This window comes from Aerococcus viridans (genome assembly GCF_002083135.2).
GTDB lineage: Bacteria > Bacillota > Bacilli > Lactobacillales > Aerococcaceae > Aerococcus > Aerococcus viridans_C.
Genome location: NZ_NBTM02000001.1, coordinates 631,578 through 650,000 on the forward strand (window position 1 = coordinate 631,578; position 18,423 = coordinate 650,000).

The 18,423-nt window shown below is 40.8% G+C and carries 18 protein-coding genes; 2 read left to right on the forward strand and 16 right to left on the reverse strand.

What is annotated here, in order from left to right:
* Window positions 1-134: 134 nt before the first annotated feature.
* From A6J77_RS03190 to A6J77_RS03205, 4 genes are all read right to left on the reverse strand, one after another.
* Window positions 135-1,664, reverse strand: coding sequence for a DEAD/DEAH box helicase (locus tag A6J77_RS03190; protein ID WP_083068153.1), 1,530 nt, complete (start codon window positions 1,662-1,664; stop codon window positions 135-137).
* Between the two features lie 259 nt (window positions 1,665-1,923).
* Entirely contained in the window at window positions 1,924-3,324 is a 1,401-nt protein-coding gene (locus A6J77_RS03195; protein ID WP_083068155.1) for a UDP-N-acetylmuramoyl-tripeptide--D-alanyl-D-alanine ligase, read from the reverse strand.
* 126 nt (window positions 3,325-3,450) lie between these two features.
* The gene (locus tag A6J77_RS03200; protein WP_083068157.1) at window positions 3,451-4,503 is read right to left on the reverse strand and encodes a D-alanine--D-alanine ligase; all 1,053 of its coding nucleotides are present in this window, start codon (window positions 4,501-4,503) and stop codon (window positions 3,451-3,453) included.
* Window positions 4,504-4,549: 46 nt separating this feature from the next.
* Window positions 4,550-5,329 carry a hypothetical protein gene (locus tag A6J77_RS03205; protein WP_083068158.1) on the reverse strand — a complete coding sequence of 260 codons (780 nt, stop codon included), beginning with the start codon at window positions 5,327-5,329 and terminating at the stop codon, window positions 4,550-4,552.
* Window positions 5,330-5,453: 124 nt separating this feature from the next.
* Here A6J77_RS03205 and A6J77_RS03210 point away from each other — a divergent pair, with 124 nt between their 5' ends.
* Window positions 5,454-6,158, forward strand: a complete 705-nt coding sequence (locus A6J77_RS03210) for an SMI1/KNR4 family protein (protein WP_083068160.1) — start codon at window positions 5,454-5,456, stop codon at window positions 6,156-6,158.
* An 80-nt stretch (window positions 6,159-6,238) separates the two neighbouring features.
* Here the strand turns inward: A6J77_RS03210 and A6J77_RS03215 are convergent, their stop codons facing one another.
* The 3 genes from A6J77_RS03215 to cysK form a co-directional block, all read right to left on the reverse strand.
* The gene (locus tag A6J77_RS03215) at window positions 6,239-6,943 is read right to left on the reverse strand and encodes a class A sortase (protein ID WP_083068162.1); all 705 of its coding nucleotides are present in this window, start codon (window positions 6,941-6,943) and stop codon (window positions 6,239-6,241) included.
* 450 nt (window positions 6,944-7,393) lie between these two features.
* Entirely contained in the window at window positions 7,394-7,957 is a 564-nt protein-coding gene (gene epsC, locus A6J77_RS03220; protein ID WP_083068164.1) for a serine O-acetyltransferase EpsC, read from the reverse strand.
* Window positions 7,947-8,867 (reverse strand): cysteine synthase A, encoded by a 921-nt coding sequence (cysK, locus tag A6J77_RS03225; RefSeq protein ID WP_083068166.1) that lies wholly within the window; start codon window positions 8,865-8,867, stop codon window positions 7,947-7,949. The genes epsC and cysK overlap by 11 nt, the downstream gene beginning before the upstream one ends.
* A 292-nt stretch (window positions 8,868-9,159) precedes the next feature.
* On the opposite strand from cysK, the gene A6J77_RS03230 reads away from it, so the two are divergent.
* Window positions 9,160-9,624 carry a GNAT family N-acetyltransferase gene (locus tag A6J77_RS03230; protein WP_227645110.1) on the forward strand — a complete coding sequence of 155 codons (465 nt, stop codon included), beginning with the start codon at window positions 9,160-9,162 and terminating at the stop codon, window positions 9,622-9,624.
* 181 nt (window positions 9,625-9,805) lie between these two features.
* Here the strand turns inward: A6J77_RS03230 and A6J77_RS03235 are convergent, their stop codons facing one another.
* The 9 genes from A6J77_RS03235 to A6J77_RS03275 all read right to left on the reverse strand — a co-directional run bounded on the left by A6J77_RS03235 (window position 9,806) and on the right by A6J77_RS03275 (window position 18,396).
* Window positions 9,806-10,189 (reverse strand): RidA family protein, encoded by a 384-nt coding sequence (locus tag A6J77_RS03235; protein ID WP_083068169.1) that lies wholly within the window; start codon window positions 10,187-10,189, stop codon window positions 9,806-9,808.
* Between the two features lie 218 nt (window positions 10,190-10,407).
* Complete coding sequence (locus A6J77_RS03240) at window positions 10,408-10,671, reverse strand: type B 50S ribosomal protein L31 (protein WP_083068171.1); 264 nt, start codon at window positions 10,669-10,671, stop codon at window positions 10,408-10,410.
* Window positions 10,672-10,775: 104 nt separating this feature from the next.
* Window positions 10,776-12,071: a transcription termination factor Rho gene (gene rho / locus A6J77_RS03245; protein WP_083068173.1), complete on the reverse strand. Its 1,296-nt coding sequence runs from the start codon at window positions 12,069-12,071 to the stop codon at window positions 10,776-10,778.
* 216 nt (window positions 12,072-12,287) lie between these two features.
* Entirely contained in the window at window positions 12,288-13,568 is a 1,281-nt protein-coding gene (locus tag A6J77_RS03250; protein WP_083068174.1) for a UDP-N-acetylglucosamine 1-carboxyvinyltransferase, read from the reverse strand.
* A gap of 444 nt (window positions 13,569-14,012) precedes the next feature.
* Window positions 14,013-14,867, reverse strand: a complete 855-nt coding sequence (gene fba, locus A6J77_RS03255; protein WP_083068176.1) for a class II fructose-1,6-bisphosphate aldolase — start codon at window positions 14,865-14,867, stop codon at window positions 14,013-14,015.
* A 248-nt stretch (window positions 14,868-15,115) separates the two neighbouring features.
* Window positions 15,116-16,396, reverse strand: a complete 1,281-nt coding sequence (locus A6J77_RS03260) for an NAD(P)H-dependent oxidoreductase (RefSeq protein WP_083068177.1) — start codon at window positions 16,394-16,396, stop codon at window positions 15,116-15,118.
* Window positions 16,397-16,415: 19 nt separating this feature from the next.
* On the reverse strand, window positions 16,416-17,021 hold the full coding sequence (locus A6J77_RS03265) for an NADPH-dependent FMN reductase (protein ID WP_083068179.1): 606 nt from the start codon (window positions 17,019-17,021) through the stop codon (window positions 16,416-16,418).
* Window positions 17,022-17,057: 36 nt separating this feature from the next.
* Entirely contained in the window at window positions 17,058-18,002 is a 945-nt protein-coding gene (locus A6J77_RS03270; protein WP_083068180.1) for an FAD:protein FMN transferase, read from the reverse strand.
* Window positions 18,003-18,021: 19 nt separating this feature from the next.
* Complete coding sequence (locus tag A6J77_RS03275; RefSeq protein ID WP_083068182.1) at window positions 18,022-18,396, reverse strand: YbaN family protein; 375 nt, start codon at window positions 18,394-18,396, stop codon at window positions 18,022-18,024.
* Between the last annotated feature and the right edge of the window lie 27 nt (window positions 18,397-18,423).

Consider the following 18,423-nt stretch of genomic DNA (forward strand, 5'->3'; position numbering starts at 1 on the left):
TAAACTTTGCACTGTAATAGGGCTTCAAAAGCCAGACTTGGCCGACACTTCGCAAAATACGCTAAACGCTTATAGTGTTTATTCGACTCTTGTTGCAGCGCGGTACAAGTCTAAACGACTATTGTTACACCTTACTAACGAATTTTAAATTCTGCTGATTTGCCTTTTGATTGTTTGTTACCACCGTTTGACTTTTTACGGTCGTAGTTGTTGCGGTTTTTGTCTTTAGCGTTACCTTTGTAGCCACCTTTACGGTCGCCTTTGTAGCCGCCGCCTTTACCGTTACGATCACGGTTTCCGCCAGCATTGCGGTTTGACGCATTACGGTGGAAGTTACGTTTGTTACGGTTAGGTAATGGACGTTCCGGTGTGATTTCTACTTTTACAGAAGATGGATCTTTCACTAATGAACGAACTAATGCTAATGCAATTTCGTCTTCTGTGTAGTTTTCTGACAAGTAAGTGATAGCGTCTTGATACATATCTGTATTTTCAACTTCAGTTAACTCTTTTACTACTTCAACTACGTTAGCTAACTGGCCACGGAAGGCTTCTTGTGTCGTAGGTGGACGTAGGGCAGACATTTGCTTCTTGGTTAAGTCTTCAATCGTACGTAGGTATGACATTTCGTTACCTGTAACAAATGTTACTGACATACCTTCTTTACCAGCACGTCCCGTACGACCAATACGGTGAACGTATGATTCAGGGTCTTGTGGAATATCGAAGTTGTAAACATGTGTTACACCTGAAATATCCAAACCACGTGCAGCAACATCTGTTGCTACTAAGATATCTAATTTACCGTTTTTAAAGTTACGTAAAACGCCTAAACGTTTTTCTTGACTTAAGTCACCGTGGATACCTTCAGCTGAATAGCCACGTTCAATTAATCCACGTGCCACTTCATCAACGCGACGTTTTGTACGGGCGAAAACGATTGACAATTCAGGATTATGTACGTCAACAAAACGTGTTAATAAATCAAATTTTTCGTAGTCTTTACAACGTGTATAGTATTGATCAATTAAGTCCGCAGTCATTTGTTTTGTTTTGATATGAACAGTTACTGGGTCTTTCATGAAGTTATCTGCAATACGTTTGATTTCTTGCGGTACTGTTGCAGAGAAAAGTAGTGTTTGACGCTCTGTTGGTAATTCACGAATAATTGATTCGATATCTTCAACAAAGCCCATCTTCAACATTTCATCTGCTTCATCTAATACTAATGTTTCCACAGCATTTAATTTCAACACACCACGTTTAATTAAGTCTAAGATGCGACCTGGTGTACCAATCACAACTGGTGGGTTCTTCTTCAATAATTTGATTTGGTGTCCAATTGATGCACCACCATATACGGTTGTGGTATGGATACCTTTGAATTTACCAAGGCGGTATAATTCTTCACCTGTTTGCACAGCTAATTCACGAGTTGGTTCAATAATTAGGGCTTGTACGCCACCAGTTTCATGTACTTTTTCTAGTAACGGCAAACCAAAAGCGGCTGTTTTACCGGTACCTGTTTGGGCTTGTCCAAAGACATCTTTCCCCTCAAGTGCCATCGGGATTGTTTGTGCTTGGATGGGTGTTGCTTCCTCAAAACCCATCTCTTCGATCGCGCGAAGCAGTGGCTTTGATAGATTCATTTCATTAAATTTCATCTAGTCTCTCCTTTTTCTACTTGAGTGAACTATTTATCTCTGTGAAAAAGCTTTTCACATAACAAAAATAGCCGAGTATGCCAAATGCATCAGGCTCGACTATTTCCAACTGATATTGATTACTTTAGTAGCAGAATTTCCGCTACTCCTCTAAACATACTCAAGCTAATATAATATAGCACATCTAAAGGCGAGATACAAACGAAAAGCACAAATCTCGCTAGAGTTTAATTCAAACACTAACAGGATTCAAGGCCTACTATTCTTCCGGTGAAGCGATTCTTAACGCTTCTACTACCTCAATTAATCCCATCCCATTACTTGCCTTCACCAATACCTTGTCTTCCGGTTGTAAAATGGCTTTAACTTCTTCAATCAAGGCTTCCTTGTCTGACTCAATATAAGTAATTAAATCTGGATGCATCCCTTTATCAACTAAAGCATCTACTAGTGGGTGGATGCGCGGTCCGTATAAAAAGACATGCTTAAAGGTATTCAGGCCAATAACGGTAGCAATCTCTTTATGCAATTCATCAGAGAAAGCACCCAACTCCAACATATCTCCCAAGACTAAAATCTTTTGCGACATGCCTTTTGAGGAAATAGCTGAGAAGTTACGGATGACAGCTTTCATGGCTGAAGGACTGGCATTATAGGTATCGTTCAAAATCTGCGTATCTAAAATCCCACGTTCCCATGAACCCCGGTCGGCTGTAATTGAAAACTCAGCTAAATGAGGTTGGACTTGCTCCATGGATAAACCAAATGAGTAGGCAACGCCTAAGGCATATAAGGCGTTTTGTACGTTATAACCACCTGATAAAGGAATTTCCATCTTCAATTCTGGTGATAAATTGGTGAAGAAAGTCGATTGGAACTGGTCCATCATTACGTCAAAGGCAAAGATATCTTGATCCTCATTTAAGCCAATTGTTAAGGTCGATTGCGATAAATCGGCCGGCATTTGGTCGACAATTAAAGGCTCGTCGCCTGGGTAAATAAAGGTCCCTTCTTCTTTCAAGCCATCTAAAATTTCCAATTTAGCCTTGGCGATATTTTCCCGTGACCCTAGGAATTCGATGTGGTTTTCCCCAATCATGGTAATAACCACAACATCCGGTTCCGCCAATTTACTCAAGAAGGAAATTTCACCAGCACCTGACATACCCATCTCTAGGACAATAACGTCAGTATCTTCTGGCATATCAAGGATGGTTTTAGGTAAACCAATATCATTGTTGTAGTTACCGTTTGTCTTGTGGACTTTTAAGGCCGTCGATAAGGCTGCTGCCGTCATATCTTTGGTCGTTGTTTTCCCAGAAGAACCGGTTATCCCAACCACTTTCGGCTTGATCCATCCTAGGTAAGCCTTGGCAAACGCCTGCATGGCAACCAGGGTATCTTCTACTTGAATAATTGGAAAACCAACAGGCGCCTCATTGGGGTCGTTCGACCATAAGGCCGCTACCGCCCCGTTTTCAATGGCTTTATCAATATAAGAATGGCCATCTGTCACACCTTTCAAGGGTACAAACAGGGCGCCTGGGGTAATTAATCGTGAATCGAATTCGACTGAATCAATTTCTGTAAACCGAGCAGTTGATGTGAAATCAATGGCATCAACGACTTTTACGATATCTTTAATCTGTGTGGGTTTCATACTTGCCTCTCTAACTATTAAAGGTCGCTCATTCTTGCATCCAGCGCCTTAGCTGTAATCACTTCTGTGATTTAGTGACTATTTAGACTACTTATTTAAGGTATCCTATCAGACTTGCTACAGTGACTAGAGTGACTGCTGAATACTTTGTTTCTTATTATAGCGACTTAATCCTAATTGAATCAATTCTTCTAATAAATCAGCGTAAGATTTACCGCTTGCTTCCCATAAAGCTGGGTACATAGAAAATTGGGTGAAGCCTGGTAAGGTATTCACCTCGTTAATATAGATTTCACCAGTTTCCGTTAAGAAAAAGTCCGCCCGCGATAAACCTGACCCATCTAGGGCTAGGAAAGCCTTACGTGCATAGTCTTGCAATTTCGCCACCGTTGGCTCGTCAATCGCTGCCGGAATGATCATCTCAGTGGTATTGTTCAAGTATTTCTCTTCATAGTTGTAGAAACCTTGCCCCTTCGCTAATTCACCAGGCACTGAAACGAAAACTTCGTCGTTCCCCAAGACTGCTAGTTCCACTTCACGCGGATTTTGCACGCTGGTTTCAACTAAAACACGGCGGTCGTAACGGAAGGCTAGGGTTAAAGCTGCTAATAATGAAGCATCATCAATCGCTTCAGATACCCCAACACTTGACCCCATATTGGCTGGTTTCACAAATACTGGGTAGGCCAGTTCATTGGTTACTTTTTCAATGGCCACTTCCTGGTCCTTCTCCCAATCATATGAAGTTAGAGCCACAAATGGCACTTGCGGTAAGCCCGCTTGGTCGAACAAGTGTTTTGAGACAATCTTATCCATACCAGCCGACGACGCTAAGACGCCTGCACCAACGTAAGCCACGTTTAAACTTTCGAATAAACCTTGAATGGTTCCGTCTTCCCCATTTGGTCCGTGTAGTGCTGGGAAAACGATTTGGTCAGTCCCTTCTAGCAAAACGTCAGTAGGCACAATCGCTTGGCCCACTTGGTCTAGCTGGAAGTTTGCTTGCGCATCTGGTTTTTCGGTCATGTTCGCACCTTTAAACCAGTGGCCTTGGCGGTCAATATATACCGGTGTTACGCTATGGCGATTGTATTGAATATTTTGCATGATGGCTGTTGCGGTTAAGATAGAAATATCATGCTCCGCACTTTTTCCACCGAATAAAACGATAATTTCCATGAAAATTCCTCCGTCGATTGTCTGTCTTATTAAAATCTGTTAGTTTTTAAGCTTGGAAGTCCCAAGTTTCTGTTATTAAATCATAGGTGAGTCTACCGAATAATAAATGTGAGGCCTTGTCTGTTTCAACAAAACGTGGGTTATCATCAGCTAGGTATACGCGAAATTCCCGTTTATTGGCACCGACGTGGTCAGCGCCCTCAAAGGTAATGACGATACCGTCGTAACTCAACCGAGCTAAGTGGCCTAAAATAGGCTTGGTCGGTATCGGAACTGGCTTGACTGTTTTCACGACCGTCTTCTTGCGGAATAAAAACATGGGCTTTTGCTCCTGTATGTCTTCAGTCACTTTTTCAGCTAAGACGTAGCCTAGTTGTCTGAAGAAGTCGTGAATGTCACGGTAGTACATTTTAGTTGTTGGGTATGAATTCGGATAGGTTGAACCGAAAAAGGTAAATCGGTTACCCAACTTATAGAAAGTCGGCTGGTTCAACGGTGCATCCGTATGGCCTAAAAATAAAAGCTCCGCAATTTCCTGGTCAGATAGCTGCTGGAATAGGGATTCATATTTAAAATCAATCCATTTGGTTTTGGCTTGGACTTCGTTGGCTTGGCCATCAATAAAGTCTTTCACAGCCTCGTGTCCGCTCACTATATGGAAACGGGTAAATTCATCAAAACGACCTAAATGGTTTGGATTCTTGATGAGTAACAAGTTATTTGGTACTGTATTTACCGCACTTGTAAAATATTTCAGACCCACTCCTAATGATTGTACCTGATTCGAGATAGGGTTTGTAAAAATGTATATATAGTCATTTGTCACAGCTGTGCACCTCTTATTCCAGTAAATATTTTATCAAATTACGTTTCAAAACACTATCTTTCGTCAGATAAAAGCTTTAAAATACCAATGATTGATAGTCAAATCTTTAAGGAGGCTTTTCAACATGCACTTGATTGCATCTCCATTGCAAAAACAATTTTACACTTATTTACCTAAATCACCAATATATAAACAGTATTCTATCGCAGATTTACCAATTTCTTATCATAATCTGGTCAACCAACAAAATGGGGGCTATACCTCACACAGTTACGTGGCAAGTAAACGCCCAAGTCGAGACGCTCTTACCGCCGTCTATATTCCTTATATCGCTGGTATGTACGAACAGAAACCAGGCGCCGATTACCATATCCCGTCCATCACTAGGCAAAATGACTTCGTCCACCGACCTAATATTCCAGATACTGGGATTATCTTTTACGAAGATCAAGACCGCGTCGCCTATTTCGACTTTAGTCGAGTCAGCGACAAAGGCGAACCGGCCGTAGCCTATATGGATGTCGGCTTAGATCAAGTCAGCATTTTAGCGCCCGACTTCGCTAGCTTTTTAGACCTATTCGAACACCGGTTTTTAGGACTACCAGCACCAACATTAGTCTCCTATCACCGGGTGAATGTGGCCATCTTACAGGCCAAGTCTTTCCAAGAAATCGCCAATCTACTGGCAGACTACGGCCCCCTTTTAGGGCAAGAATGGCAAAATGACTGGCAAAACTTGCTAGCTCATTTCGGTACAAAACCCTTCGACCAATTCCAAACAGCCTTGAATACTTACAGCCAAAGCCACAAATCAATTTTATCCTTATAGGATGCTATTTAAAAACGGCTAACCCTTTCAACTGGGCTAGCCGTTTTTTGTCTCTATTATTTTATCATTATTGGAATGCTCTACTGAAATAATGCTTTCACTTCAGCTGGCGCCTCACCAAAAGCCACTGTCTCTGTTAAATCCCCTTGCACAATCCATCGTTGGGTCAAATCAGCTGTACACGTCATCAAGGTAATAATAGGATCACCTGTCACTTCTTGCGAAATATATTGCACTTGATCAGGATTCACTGCTTCAACGAAAAAAGTATCGTATACGTAAACGTTGGTCAAATCTGTCAAGTAAATTTTATCCCCAACCGTCACTGAATCCGAAATGTTATTCAGTAAGATATCTGTCCCGTAGCCGATATGGTGGCTAGCTAAAGTATAATTCCCTTGGCCCATGACTTGGTCTGGGAACATGGTCCCTGCACCCGACACCATGGCCGCATCAGACAACCCTTTAATGACCGCGGTATTTAAATTGGCCTCCGGAATAGCTACTGCACCCAAGATATCCAAGTTCGCTTCGCCAGATTCAATATCTGACCGCACTTGGTTGACTTCTACCGCCGACACATTACGGACCTCATTGAAATCAAACTGGCCATTTGACTGGTCTGTCGCGTTTTCTTGCAGCTCTTCAGCTGTATAATTCGCTACCGCCACATCCTGCTGGTTTAAATACACCTGTACCACTGGCCAAGCCTGGTGGACCATAATGACTATCCCAATCCCCAATAATATCAGTCCTAAAATCCGACGAAAGCCCAATCTTCTCATCAATAGACACCTACTTCCAATTCGCATTATTTTCTAGGCTCATTATGACATATTTTCCAACCATCCGCTATCTAAGCCTTTGTCACAAATTCAATCCACAGACAGGATTATGACTTTCCACCAACTTATTCACACCACTTGAAAAATAACAGCCTTATTTATCAAGTTTTCAACCGTTTTTACACATGTTTCCCACAGGTTGTTGATAAGTATCCAATTATTTACACAGATTTTACACAAAAACACCCCCATTTACCCACATACTTATCCACAAATCCACAGACTCACACACAAAATGCAGGCAAAAAAGGACACTTTTGCCTTAAAAAGTGTCCTTTTCCTGATTTACTGTGGATGAAGGCGGTTTTAGCCATATATATCCACTGAGTCATGAAATTTATCCCCATTTTCAAGATTACGGTATTAAATAAAGGGCAATACTCCCCTATTTTAAATACTGTATTCACCAATCCGGTTCCAATTCTTGTCATGCAAAATAATGCGAGCAGGTACCCCAACGGCTGTCGCATAGGGCGGCACATCATGAATCACAACAGCATTGGCCCCAACTTTGGCATGGTGCCCAACTGTGACATTACCTAAAACGGTAGCGTTAGCCCCCACTTCAGCGTCATGTTGGATGGTCGGATGGCGCTTCGCCCCCTTGTCATTACCAGTCCCACCTAAAGTGACCCCGTGATATAACTTGACTCGGTCGCCAACAATAGCCGTTTCCCCAATGACAACGCCCATACCGTGGTCGATAAAGACATTTTCCCCAATTTGGGCACCAGGATGGATTTCAATGCCTGTATCCTTGCGGGTGGCTTCTGCCATTTTCCGGGCACCATAATAGTCTTCTTGTAAATAAAGTTCTCGCTCAGTGATATGGCGGATCACTGCTTGGAAACCTGGATATAGAAAGACTTCTTCTATGGAATGGGGCGCTGGATCGTGGTCATAGATATATTGGGCGAAGTCGCGGTGGGCTTCATTTAATTCATCACTCAGCATGCCCATCACCGAATTGGCCGGTTGATAGGTAACGTTCACCTGAATCTGGTAATACGGTGACAACAACCTTACCTTTACCTAACTCTTTAGCGAGTGCTTTTGCCGCTACATAATTAGCACCTGAAGAGAAACCAGCGAAAATCCCTTGAGTAGTCGCCAATTCTTTGGCTGCCGCAATCGCATCTTCATTTGAAACAGTCGCTACTTTGTCTAAAATAGATTGATCTAAAACTTTAGGAATAAAGTTGGCACCTAACCCTTGAATCTTATGAGGACCTGCCTTACCTTCAGTTAATAGCGGTGAATCACTTGGCTCACCACCCCAAATAACAGTAGCTGGATTCTTCTCTTTTAAGACATGACCAACACCTGAAACCGTACCACCAGTACCGATACCAACAACAAAGCCGTCAACATTCGGTAAGTCAGCTAAGATTTCTTTGGCAGTTGTTTCCTCGTGGGCAGTCACATTGGCTCCGTTTGTAAATTGACCAAAGACCACACCATTACGTTCAGCCGCAACTTTTTCAGCGGTTTCACCAGCCAATGCCATACCCCCAGATTTATCTGTCAAAATCAGTTCCGCACCATAAGCTTGGATCAATTGACGACGCTCGATACTCATTGATTCTGGCATCACGATCACGACATTGATGCCTAAAGCCGCACCAACCATAGCTAATCCAACACCCGTATTACCAGAAGTTGACTCAACAATCGTTCCGCCAACTGCTACTTTACCGGAATCCAACAAGTCTTGGACAATGTATTTTACTGGACGGTCTTTTACCGAACCGGATGGATTATTTTTCTCTAATTTGACATAGATATCCGCAGAATCTTCATCCAAACCATTAATTTTGACCAAGGGTGTATACCCAATCGCGTCTACAATATTTTCAAATAACATAAATTCCCTCCATATATAAGCTATCATCATTTTTTGATTACTTGCTTTCACGCTATACTTCTCTGCATTTCTCAAGAGTTTTCTACAATTTTTTCTAACTGAAAGACAAGTCAACTATCTACTCGAATAGTACCTTTTTCATTAGCCATTAGCAATTGCTTTGCTCACTTTAAGGCTACTGAATAATTGAAGGATTTTGATTGTATTTGCCTATCAGGAAAAGAGGGATAACCATTTTGACAATAAGGATTAAAGGCGTATCATGGACTTATTAAATCTTTTGGAGGCACATATGGATATTCGATTCGCACAGGATATAGATATTCCTGATATTTTAAAACTACTAGAACAAGTCAACTTAATCCACCACCATGCTCGGCCGGACATCCTGAAGAAAGCGCCTAAGTATACTTCGGATGAAATTGCGAACATTATTGAAGATCCACAACGCCCAATTTTAGTCGCTGTTGAAGGCAATCATATACTTGGTTACATGTTTGGGATTTACCAAGTAACCGCTGAAAGTGAGTTTTTAGTTGGCGAGAAATTCTTATACATTGATGATATCTGTGTTGATCAAAACGCCCGCGGCAAACATGTCGGCCAAGCCCTTTACCAAGCCACTAAAGAATTAGCCGCCGATACAGGTTGTCGCCGCATCACCTTAAACGTTTGGGCCTTCAACAACTCCGCCAAATCTTTCTATGAAAAAATGGGCATGCAGACCTTTAAAACGACATTAGAAGATATTTTATAAACAAGATTCACGACCCGTCTATTCAAAAAGGCAGGTCGTTTTCTATTAGAATACTAACAAAATAAAAAACGCGTTGATGAGATCATTCACCAACACGCATAAAAGCTATTCAATATTTTCTTTTTTTATAATTCTGCTTGGAAAGCTACTCTTTCAAATCTTATACTTTATTTTTCAGTCACTAACCTTCGACGGCAACTGCTTCGATTTCAACAAGCGCGCCTTTTGGAATCGCGGCTACTTCAAAAGCAGCACGAGCAGGCGTTACACCTGTAAAGAATTCAGCATAGACTTCATTCATAGCCGCAAAATCATCAATATTATCCAATAAAACGGTTGTCTTTACTACATTAGACATATCCAATCCCGCTTCCGCTAAAATAGCTTGAATATTGGTTAATGATTGACGGGTTTGCCCTTGAATATCAGTAGACGCAAATTCACCCGTTGCTGGATCAATTGGTAATTGTCCAGACACATAAACAGTCCCATTCACACTAATGGCTTGAGAATATGGCCCTAGAGCTGCTGGTGCCTTTTCAGTTGCAATTGCTTTTTTTGTCATATATAACATCTCCTCTAATTATTTTTTAATCTTCTATATCTATTATTTACTAAATTAGGAGAATTGTCGATGGTTAAATTAACATAAAGAGTTCCCTATCCACCTTTTAGGGTTATCATCATTATAAACATTAGATATATGATGACCTAAATTTAAATACATAAAAAAAGGATATCCAACATGGATACCCTTGAAAACTGATAAACTCAGTCTTTTTATTATTCTGCAGCGTTTTCGTCTTTGAAACCGTATTTTTTGTTGAAACGGTCCACACGACCATCTGCTTGTGTGAATTTTTGACGTCCAGTGTAGAATGGATGTGAGTCTGATGAAGTCTCAACACGGATTAATGGGTAAGTGTTACCATCTTCCCACTCAACTGTTTCAGCAGAATTAACTGTTGAACCAGATAAGAATTTGTATCCTGTACTTGTATCCATAAATACTACTGGATGGTAATCTGGATGAATCTCTTGTTTCATTTGTACATACTCTCCTTTTCGCCCTGAACTTCTGCAGCCCAGAGATTATTTTTAACATAACACGAGTAGTCTATCATAATGCCCCATCACTTTCAAGTAGATTTTTATGATTTACCCTTGTTTTTCCCTTTGGATAAGAAGACATCAAGCCGGTCAATAAATTGATTATTGGTTTCAGTTTTCTTCATTTCCTTCAGCATTTCATTGGTATAAACCAACATATCACCCTTCATCGTCTGGCGCAATTTCCATAAAACTTTCAAGGTTGCTTCATCATGCAACAACTCTTCCTTACGTGTAGACGAACGACGAATATCAATCGCTGGGAAGACACGAGACTCTGCCAAGTCACGAGATAAGTGAATCTCAGCGTTACCCGTTCCCTTGAACTCCTCATAAATCATATCATCCATACGAGAACCCGTATCTACTAAAGCTGTCGCCAGAATAGTTAAGGAACCCCCATCTTCAATATTTCGGGCTGATCCAAAGAATTTCTTCGGCTTATAGAAAGCCGCTGGATCAATACCACCAGATAGCGTCCGGCCACTCGGCTTCTCAACCAAGTTGTAAGCACGGGCTAAACGCGTAATTGAATCCATCAAAATGACCACATCACGCTTATCTTCCACCAAACGGCGAGCCCTTTCTAAAACCAATTCCGCAATCCGCACATGGTTTTCAGGTCGTTGATCGAAAGTAGACGAAACCACTTCCCCATCAATTGACCGCTCCAAATCCGTTACCTCTTCAGGCCGCTCATCAATTAAAAGCATAATCAACTCAACATCCGGATTATTAGCTGTAATCCCGTTGGCGATTTCCTTCATCAAGACCGTCTTACCAGCCTTAGGAGGTGCCACAATCAAACCACGTTGACCGTAACCAACAGGCGAAATCAAATCAATCATCCGCGCAGACAAACGTCCAGGCGTCGATTCCAACCGTAACTGTTCATTCGGATAAACAGGGGTCAAGGCTGGGAAATGCGCCCGTTCCTTCGCCTCATCCGGGTCCTTACCATTCACCGCGTACACATGCATCAAACCCAAATACCGCTCAGAAGCCTTAGGCGGACGAGCTGTACCCGACACCAAATCCCCATTCCGCAAACCAAACCGGCGAATCTGAGAATTTGAAATATAAATATCCTCCTGACTAGGCGAATAATTAATCGACCGCAAGAAACCAAAATCAGACCCCGTAATATCAAGCACACCCTCGACATTCATAAAGCCCTGACTCACCTCTTGTGCCCGCAAGACAGCCATAATCAGCTCTTTCTTATTCATTTGACTATAATAAGGGACCTTATACGCCTTCGCATACTGGTAAATCTCCTTCAAAGTCATGGCCTGCAAACTATGCAACTTCACGTGTTCTTGCTCATTATCTGACATAAAAAAACCTTCATTTCTATCAATACTTAGTTACTTTCTGGAAAAGGACGACCGCCTTGAAGCTGAGTGCTTAAAGATATCGCTAGCTATCATGAAGCCAGGAGCTCCTTGGGTCTAAGAAGTGTTAAGAGAGGACTTGCTTGTTGTTTGGGTAAAAATGTAAAGGACTGCGACACCCTTGCCGCAGTCCTAACATGCATCACTACAGCGACAACATTAGTTTACTGTAGAATAATCGTATTGTACCAATTGAATATCAGCACCTAAAGCTGACAATTTTTCATCGATATGGTCATAACCACGTAAAATATTACCGGCACCATATAATTCAGTTTCACCCTCAGCCATTAACCCAGCAATCACTAGACCAGCACCAGCACGTAAGTCTGAAGCCGTCACAGTTGCACCTGTTAATTGGTTAGGACCATTGTAAGTAATTTGGTCATTGTGTTCTTCAATATTTGCACCCATACGCGCTAACTCAGGTACATGTTTCACACGTTTTGGATAAATCGTATCTACTAATTTACCGTTACCATTCGCTGTTAATAATAATGGCGTAACAGGTTGTTGTAAGTCAGTTGCAAAACCTGGGTATGGTGCTGTTTTAACATCTACAGCTTTTAATTGACCATCATTTGGATGAATGTAGATAGCATCATCGCTGATGTCCATTTTGACTCCCATCTCACGTAATTTCGCTAGGAAGCTTTCAATATGTTCAGCAATGACGTTATTGACAGTAACCCCTTGGCCAACTGCCGCAGCAGCTGCAATATAAGTGCCGGCTTCGATACGGTCAGGAATTTGTTGGTGAGAAGCACCGTGCATCTCGTCCACACCTTCGATACGGATAGTAGAAGTACCCACACCTTTAATCTTAGCACCCATTTTGTTTAAAAGCATTGCAATATCAATGATTTCAGGTTCGCGGGCTGCATTTTCAATGACAGTTGTCCCTTTAGCGCGAGAAGCTGCCAACATAATGTTGATTGTTGCACCAACGCTGACAACATCTAGGTAAATTTCAGTACCAGTTAGGCCGTTACCGTTAGTTGTTAAATGCATAGCACCTAATTCATTGCTTACTTCAGCACCTAAAGCTTCAAAACCTTTTAAGTGTAAATCCATTGGACGAGGACCCAAGTTACAACCACCTGGTAAACCAACAACACCCTCACCGTATTTACCTAATAAGGCACCCATGAAGTAGTAAGATGCGCGCAAGCTTTGGATCTTACCATCAGGCATTGGGATATTTTCCATGTTCGTTGGGTCAATACGCATCACGTGCTCATTGAAATCAACGTCTACATTAAAGTCTTTCAAAATTTCAATTAAAGCGAACACGTCGTCAATTTCCGGTACGCCCTCAATTACCACCGGTGAATCCGCCATAATCGCTGCAGGAATTAGCGCTACTGCACTATTCTTCGCTCCAGAAACTGTAATCTCACCCTTTAACGGATTACCACCCTTGATGATAAATTTTTCCATTATAAAACCCCTCACTCATCGTTTTCATTTTCGTTTTATTTACGCTATTTTTCATTCTGTTAATTTCATAGACTAACTCTTGTTTGTTCATTAATTACCTATACTCGTCACACATGCTATTTTTACACACTTTTTCCGATTCTATGATAGATAATGCAAGATTGATTATACCTAATTCTCTATGATATAACTACCGTCCCCGCCAATTTTAATTGTTTTTTTAACTTCTATGTAAAATTTGACATATATACAATCAGTTATGGGAGCCATTTAATTTATTATAACCCATGAATCAACCATTATTCATTCGAAAGGTTTAAACATCTTGCAAAAAGGGCAATTTCACGTAAATCTGAGGATTTCAAGTACAAAAAAAGAGCAACAACCAAAAGGTCATTGCTCGAAAAAGGATATATAAAGCGGAAATTCACTGGCTAAAATGAATTATGCTTTGTTTGATGAACCAAACATACGTAATGTTTCACGTGCTGTTTTAACGATCGCAGCTTTACCTGGTGCTAAAACTTTACGTGGGTCGTATACTTTGTCATCGTTGTTTAAGTTTTCACGAACTGCAGCAGTAAATACGACTTGTAATTCAGTATTTACGTTGATTTTCGCATGACCGCGTTCGATTGCTTTTTTAACTTGCTCTTCTGGAATACCTGAACCACCGTGTAATACTAATGGTGTGTTTGTGTATTCAGAAATTTCTTTCATTTCATCGAAACCTAAAACAGGTTCGCCAGAGTATGGACCATGAACTGAACCTAAGGCTGCAGCTAATGCATCGATACCAGCTTCTTCAACGATACGTTTACATTCTTCTTTATCTGCGTAGTTGATACCAGCAGTAACGCCGTCTTCAGTACCACCAACAGTACCGATTTCACCTTCAACAGAAGCGCCACGTTCGTGTGCGTATTCTACAACTTGTTTAGTCATAGCGATGTTGTCATCAATTGGGTGATGAGAACCATCGATCATTACTGAAGTGTATCCAGCGTCGATTGCACGTTTACAAGTTTCAAAAGATGAACCGTGGTCTAAATGTAATGCAACAGGAACAGTGATTTCCATTGTTTCAATTAAAGCTTTAACCATAGCGGCAACAACTTCTGGGCCACCCATGTATTTACCAGCACCCTCAGAAACACCTAAAATTACTGGTGAGTTTTCTGCTTGGGCTGCTTCTAAAACAGCTTGAGTCCATTCCAAGTTGTTAATGTTTAATTGTGCTACTGCATATTGACCGTCTTTCGCTTTTGTCAGCATGTCGACCATGTTTTCTAATGGCATAAATAGATCCCCCTGATTTTTAATTTTGATGTGCTCGTGCTTATTGTAACCCTTATCAATTGCATTTTACAAGAGTTTTGCCTCATAAAAAATTAAATATTAATTGATGCCATAAAATAACAATTCGCAAACGCATACATCGTTTTTATTATTCTGTTCATACAATTTTTGCAATAATAATCCTAATCGTTTATAGGCTTTTTTGACTGAAAATAATCATTTTCCCCTAAACCAGGCTATTACACTGACTAAGACTGGCTAGCACTCGAATCTTCATCAGTAGCAATAGCTGCAGGGGTTGTATCTGCTACTTCTGCATCACTTGCACCACTTTTAGCATCAGCTTCCACAGCGTTTTTGTCATCGTGACTCCATGCACCATTCATTGAAGCGCTAGTTGAAGCATCAGTTGTATCTTCCTCAATTTTCACTAACTTTTGTCCTGTTTGTTCTAGATACCACTCAATTACAGGTTGCAAGTCTAAAACATGCTCGTTGATTCCACGATACTTACCATCTTCATCATGAATAGCCACATAATTATGGACAACATAATTTTCTTTATGGATTGGTACGTGTACATGAACACCTTCCATGTTTCCTGACCGCAATTGAGAGATTACCCAAGAAACGTTCTTCACAGCACGTGGTGGGTGAACAGCACCAAGTGGGCTACCAACATCTTTTTCGTAACGAGAAGCAAACATGTCTTGACCAGGTTTCACGCGATTATAATAGATGTATTGGTTATTTTCATCTGCATAAGTCAATTCAAGAGGAATTGTCTTTAGGAACCAGTTTAATTGGTCTACTGTTAACAACCCTCTATCCAGTTTCACATAGGTATCACCTTCGACAGCGCCCACTCTTGCTGCAGCTTGCTCAACCCAATCCGGTGCGGTCATATCTACACCTTCAATGGTTGTGTCACAATGCTTAGTTGCAGTTAAATCTTCCTCAGGGAATACGGGGTTATCTTTAAGTGGTTGAACAGATTCAACGTACTTCATAAACTTCTCTAAGCTACCTTTCAAGAAACTTACAGTGCTAGGTTCAACTAAATCACCATTAGCGTTGATTGCCTCTTTACAATTTCCTAATAGGAACTCTTGCCCTGGCATGACTAAAGCATCAATTCCTGGTGCCTCAAGAATTTGACGTAAGTGTAATTGTGATCGTGATGTTCCCTGATCTAGATAAGAAGCACCGATGATTTTTACAGGTTTGTTTTTCAATGGATGAATTGTGAAGGATAACCATTCCAATGCACTCTTCAAAGGCCCTGGCGTTGTATGGTTGTGCTCCGCTGTAGCAATAATCACACCATCTGCTTGGCGGATTTTCCGATTCAATGTGTGAACAGGCCCCTCCGTCGCTAACTCCGGGTTATCTTGGTTAAATAAAGGTATTTGGTCAATTTCAAGAATCTCTAGATCAAATAAATCAGTGAATTCTCTTTGAATATATTGTAACAATAAACGGTTATATGATTTTTCAGCAGTTGAGCCAACAATTCCAACAATTTTCATTTTGTCATCCTAGTCCTTTCTACTTGGTCCACTCGTAGTTTTCAGCAGCTGCTTTTGTCTCAGTTCTTAGCTGCGTAAATTCTTGTGTATGATCAATAAATTGAATAAATTCTTTAAAAATAGCTTCTAATTGTTCAACAGATTTTTGGTCACTTAAATCACCATCATCATCAAAAGCTTGTAAAGAATTTCCTAATAAAAATTCTGAATTTGGTATCACACGTGCTCTAATATCTGGTGAGTCTAGAATTTGGCGCAAGTGCATTTGTGCTCTAGAAGATCCTAAACGACCGTTAGAAGCACCAGTAATCATAATTGGTTTATCTGCTAAGGGATAAATATAATAGCTTAACCAATGTAAGGCATTAGTTAGTGAAGAAGTAATGGAATGATTATATTCTGCAGCACTAATAATAACCGCATCCGCTTGCTCGATTTTTTTAGCATCCTCTTCAACAATATTTGGAAGTGTCTTATCTTCTGGTTTAGTAAATATTGGATAATCACGGATTTCCAATAATTCAATTTCAGCTTGATCTGCAAAATGTTTCTGAATATATTTCAGAAGTTTTCTATTAGTAGATTTCTTAGAATTTGTACCTACGATTCCGATAATATGCTTCATGATTTTCTGTCCTTTCCATAGTAGAAATATAACCTGCTAACAAATAAGTTCAACTTTGCCCTCTAAACCAGATGTATAGGTAACTTGTCCTTGTTGGTCAACAACCAACACTTCAATATGGTCTATTTGTTCTGCTTGATTGATAATTGCTTCCTTAGATAAGGGAAACAATCGAGTAGTCCAAATCTCACCATCTAACGAAGATTCACTTACCACAGTAACACTGCGAACGTCCGCTTGAAAGGGCTTACCATTTGTGGAATCTAAAATATGATGGTAGAGATGTCCATCCTGTTCGAATACGCGTACATAATCCCCAGACGTTACAACCGATCGGTTACCTAAATCGACAATGGCCTTGTTATAACCACGCGTTTGGTCAGGATCTTGGATACCTATACGCCATTGTGTACTTTCTGTATGACTGGGTCGATGGCCATAGAATCGAAGGTTACCACCAAGATTAATAGATGCCCTGGTTACGCCTTGATCTTTGAAATAAGCAATAATTTCATCTGCCGCATACCCTTTTGCAAGCGCACCTAAATCAATCGACATACCTGGTTTAGCAAGGTAAACTGTTTTCTCTATTTCATCCAGATGAATTTCATTCGGGTCTACTAAAGTCAGCCGATCATCAATCTCTTGCTGGCTAGGTTTACGGTAATCCGAAAAACCAATCCGCCACAAGTTAACTAAAGGCCCAATCGCTATATTTAGCTTTCGTCCCGATGCAACACTCTCTTTTTTACCAATTTGAATGAGATGAAATAACTCTGGATGAACCTGAACTGCTTTTATCCCCGCAGCTTGATTCACTGCCATCAATTCAGACGAAGGATCATTTGCTGAAAAACGGGCCTCCAATTGAAACAAACGATGGACTGCAGCAAGTAATAAAGAATGACTATTTGGATGGTCAACCATTAGGTCAATCGTCGTACCCATCAAATTTATAGAATGCCGTTGCTCAAAGTCCAAATCACTAGCCTCCAACTCCTTAAACCTCGTCCACCCTGAATAGTAGACAGTAACCAAAAATTAAACCACAAACGCCTACAAAAATTTGTACACCTCTCAATGGCATAAGTAACATTGATAAACCCATCACAAGATAAGTTGTCATTAGGATATGAATTTTTTTGCGTTTGCTGATACCACCCTGTCGCTTAAATTCGCCTACATAGTTTTCATATAAACGAGTAGATTCTAACCAGTTTTTAAATCGCGGTGAACTTCGCGTGAAAAACCAGCCAGCAAGCAACAAGAAAGGGGTTGTAGGTAGAACGGGCAATATGACTCCTACACTCCCTAGGACCACACTTAACAAACCAAAAATTAGAAAACCCTTTTCTTTAATAGTCCTCATTTCCATTACTCACTCCTTGAGAAAACATTCACA